Source organism: Streptomyces sp. SD31, assembly GCF_052068475.1.
Lineage (GTDB): Bacteria > Actinomycetota > Actinomycetes > Streptomycetales > Streptomycetaceae > Streptomyces.
This window is the reverse complement of the sequence record NZ_JBQHCX010000042.1, coordinates 1-4,695: the sequence shown is the minus strand read 5'-3', so window position 1 is coordinate 4,695 and position 4,695 is coordinate 1. Positions and strand designations below refer to the sequence as shown.

At 71.0% G+C, this 4,695-nt stretch carries 1 protein-coding gene; it reads left to right on the top strand.

The features are described 5' to 3' along the window. A partial coding sequence (locus ACTMVF_RS42315; protein ID WP_441276416.1) for an amino acid adenylation domain-containing protein occupies nucleotides 1-4,695 on the top strand: 4,695 nt, incomplete at both ends.

Here is a 4,695-nt window from a genome sequence, read left to right as displayed (position 1 = left end):
GAGATGCTGGCCGCGCAGGAGCGGGGCGGGTCGGCGTACCAGAACATCAACTCCTTCCGGATCCCGGACGAGCGGCCTTTCCACGCGGACGCGTTCCGCGCGGCCGTCGACCACATCACCCGGCGGCACGAGATGCTGCGTACGTCGATCGACTTCGTGCGGTACGCGCAGCCGCTGCAGGTGGTGCATGCCGGTGCGCGGGTCGGGCTGACCGTGACGGACGTACGCGGGCAGGGACCCGAGCAGCGGCGGCGGGAGCTGGAGGAGTTCTTCGCCGCCGAGGAGGCTGCCGCGTTCGAGCTGTCGGTCGCACCGCTGATCCGCATGGCCGTGCACGTCGAGTCGGACGAGGCGTGGCGGATCACCTTCACCTACGTGCATGCCGTCGCGGACGGCTGGAGCTACCACAGCCTCGTGATGGAGCTGCTGGACTGCTACCGACGACTGCGGGACGGCCACGAGGCGCCGGCGTACGAGGCCCCGGCCGTCCGGTACGCGGACTTCGTCGCCGCCGAACTGGCCTCCCTGGACGGCGAGGAGGACCGCGCCTTCTGGCAGGACGTCGTCGAACGCCACGCTCCTTTGTCGCTGCCGGAGGCCTGGCGCCCGGCGACGCGAGGGGCGAGCGAGCCGCTGCGGCTGCGCGTCGGCTACCAGGACCTGGAGCCGGGTCTGCGCGGGCTGGCCGCGCGGGCGCGTACGTCGCTGAAGAGTGTGCTGCTGGCGGCGCATCTTAAGGTGCTGTCGGCGCTGACGGCGGAGGACGCCTTCCACACCGGTGTCGTGTACCACGGCCGGGTCGAGGCGCCCGGCGCGGAGCGGGTGCTGGGCATGCACCTCAACACGCTGCCGTTCCCGGCGACCCGGCCCTCCGGTACCTGGCAGGACCTGGTCGAGCGCGTGCACGCCCAGGAGACGGACATCTGGGCCCACCGCCGCTACCCCCTCCCCGCCATCCAACGCGACACCGGCGACGGCCGACGGCTGATCCCGGTGATGTTCGATTTCCAGGACTTCCACCAGGTCGACACCGACTCGGTCGACGTCGCCTCCGGACTCGGCGCGGGCGTCAACGAGTTCGCGCTCGGCGTCGTCGCCACGGGCGGCGGGCTCGTCGTCAAGACGCACACCGGCGCCCTCGACCGTGCGGGCGCCGAGCGGCTGACCGCGATGTACCGGCTCGTCCTGGAGGCGATGGCCGCCGATCCCGACGGCGACGCCACCGCCGCCTGTCTACCTGAAGTGGAGAAAACCCCAGTGTCCCGGCGCCCCGAAGCCACCAGCACCGTGCTGACCCTCGACACATTCGTCAACCAGGCGTCGGCGACGCCCGAGGCCGTGGCCGTCGTCGGTGGTGAACAGAGGGTCAGCTACCGCGAATTGGAGGAGCGGTCGAACCGGCTCGCCCAGCATCTGCGAGATGCGGGTGTGCCGCCCGGCGGTGTGGTGGGGCTCGCCTTGCATCGGACGCCGGATGTGCTGGTGAGCATGCTGGCGGTGTGGAAGGCCGGGGCGGCGTATCTGCCGATCGACCCTGCGCTGCCGGCCGAGCGTGCCGCGTACATGGCCGAGGACGCCGAGGCCGTCCTGGTGGTCACGGACGACTACCTCGCCGCTCACCGCTCGGAGATCGACGCCCAGCCCGCCGCCTTCGAGACGGCCCCGCTCGACCCGGAGCAGGTGGCTTACGTCCTGTACACGTCCGGTTCGACCGGTCGCCCCAAGGGCGTGGTCATCAGCCACCGCGCCCTGTTCAACCTCCTGGCCTCCGTCCGGGACGACATCGGCACCGGGCGGCGTGGCGCCTGGCTCGCCTCCACGTCGATCTCGTTCGACATCTCGGGGCTCGAGCTGCACCTGCCGCTCATCACAGGCGGGCGGGTCGTCCTGGCGAGCGACGCCGAGGCCAAGGACGCCGGCGCGCTGATCGAGCTGATGGACCGGCACCGGGTCACCCATGTGCAGGCCACGCCGTCGGGCTGGCGGCTGCTGCTCGCGGCCGGGTTCGACAACTACGCCGTGACCGCCCTGACCGGCGGTGAGCCGATCACGGCCGGGCTGGCACGCGATCTGATCACGCGGGTGCAGCGGCTGGTCAACGTGTACGGGCCGACGGAGACCACCATCTGGTCGTCGTTCTGGGACGTCCCGGATGTCCTCGACGGTGTCTCGATCGGCGGCCCGCTCGCCAACACGCAGCTGTTCGTGCTGGACTCGCAGGGTCGGCCGGTGCCGGACGGGATCACGGGTGAGCTGTGCATCGGCGGTGACGGTCTGGCGCACGGCTATCACGGGCGGCCGGGTCTGACGGCGGAGAAGTTCGTCCCGAACCCGTACGGTCCTGCCGGTTCCCGGCTGTATCGCACCGGTGATCTGGCGCGTCGACTGCCGGACGGCACCTTCGAGTGCCTGGGCCGGATCGACAGCCAGGTCAAGGTCCGCGGCTACCGCATCGAACTCGGCGAGATCGAGTCACGTCTGCGCGAACACCCCGCCGTCACCGACGCCGTGGTGGTGGCCAGGGAGGACCAGGCCGGGGACAAGAGCCTGGTGGCGTATGTCGTCGGCGCGGCGGACGCGGCCCCGCTGCGGCAGCATCTCGGCGAGACGCTCCCGGAGTACATGGTCCCGGCGGCGTACGTGTCCATCGACGCGATCCCGCTGACCAACAGCGGCAAGGTCGACCACCGCGCCCTGCCCGCCCCCGGTCAGGACGCCTTCTCCGGTGGCCGGCACACAGCACCCCGGACCCCGGACGAGGAGCGGCTCGCCGCCGTCTGGCGCGAGATCCTCGGGCTGGTCCGGGTCGGCGTCGAGGACAGCTTCTTCGACCTCGGCGGCGACTCCATCCGGGCCATCCGCCTGGTCGGTGTCCTGCGCGCCGCCGGGTACGACATCGGCGTCCAGGACGTGTTCGAGCACCGGACCGTCGCCGAACTCGCCCGGGTGATGGCGGCCCAGAACACCGGCGCCTCACTGACCGAGGCGGTCGCCCCCTTCGCGCTGATCGGCGACGAGGACCGCGCCGCGCTGCCGACGGACGTGGTGGACGCGTATCCGCTGTCGCAGATCCAGACCGGCATGCTCGTCGAGATGCTGGCCCGCCCCGACAGCGGCCTCTACTACAACATCAACTCGTTCCGGATCCCCGACGAGCGCCCGTACGACGCGGACGCGCTGAGCGAGGCGGTGCGTTCGGTCGTCCAGCGGCACGACGTACTGCGCACGTCCGTCGCCATGAGCGGCTACTCGCAGCCCCTGCAACTGGTGCACGCCACCGCCGACGTACCGGTCGCCGTCCACGACTGGCGCGGCTTGGACCCGGTCGAACAGGAACGACGGGGCCGGGAGTTCGTGATCCGCGAACGGTCGGAGCCGTTCGACCTGACCACCGCCCCGCTGCTGCGGTTCGCCGTGCACATGGAGTCCGACACCGCCTGGCGACTGACGCTCAGCCACTGCCACGCGGTCACCGACGGCTGGACCGTCAACTCCCTGCTGACGGAAGTGCTCGACACCTACCGACGCATCCAGGACGGCGGCGCCACGACGGACCCCGCCCCGCTGGCCGTGCGCTACGCCGACTTCATCGCCGCCGAGCTCACCGCACTCGCGTCGGCGGACACCCGCGCCTTCTGGTCCGACGTCGTCGCCCATGCCGCGCCGACCGTCCTTCCGGCCAACTGGGCGGCGCAGGACGGCAGTTCAGCCGAACGTCACTGGACCCGCGTCCCCTTCGCGGACCTGGAGCCGGGCCTGCGCCACCTGGCGACCCGAGCCGGCGCGTCACTGAAGAGTGTGCTGTTGGCGGCGCACCTGAAGGTGCTGTCGACACTGACGACGGAGGACGCCTTCCACACGGGTGTCGTCTACCACGGCCGTCTTGAGGCCCCGGATGCGGAGCGCGTGCTCGGCATGCACCTCAACACGCTGCCGTTCCCGGCGACCCGTCCCTCCGGCACCTGGCTGGACCTCATCGAGCACGTGTTCGCCCAGGAGGCGGACATCTGGGCCCACCGCCGCTACCCGCTCCCCGTCATCCAGCGGGACTCGGGCGCCGGCGACCGTCTCCTCACCATCCTGTTCGACTTCCAGGACTTCCACCAGGTCGACACCGAAGCGGTCGATGTCGACGCCAACCTCGGCGACGGCGTCAACGAGTTCGCCCTCAGCGCCATCGCATCCGGCGGTCACCTCAACCTCGGCACGACCACGGATGTCGTGAGCCGGGAGAACGTACGCCGTCTCGCCTCGATGTACCGGCGGGTCCTGGAGGCGATGGCCGCTGATCCGGGCGGTGACGCGGGTGCCGTGTATCTGCCGGAGGGTGAGGAGGAGCGCCTGCTGGGTGAGTGGGGTGCGACGGTCGAGGTGCCGGTCGGCGGGCGGGTGCATGAGGTGTTCGCCGAGCAGGCCGCCCGTACGCCGCAGCGTACGGCCGTGGTGTGCGGGGACCTTCGCCTGAGCTACGCCGAAGTGGATGAGCGGGCGAACCGGCTCGCGCATCACCTGCGGGAGCTGGGGGCCGGCCCGGAGACGCTCGTCGGGCTTTCGCTGGAGCGGGGGATCGATTTGATTCCGTCGCTGTTGGGTGTGCTGAAGTCGGGGGCGGCGTATTTGCCGTTGGATCCGGCGAATCCGGATGAGCGGCTGGCGACGATCCTGGAGGATGCGGCCGCGCCGATCCTGGTGACG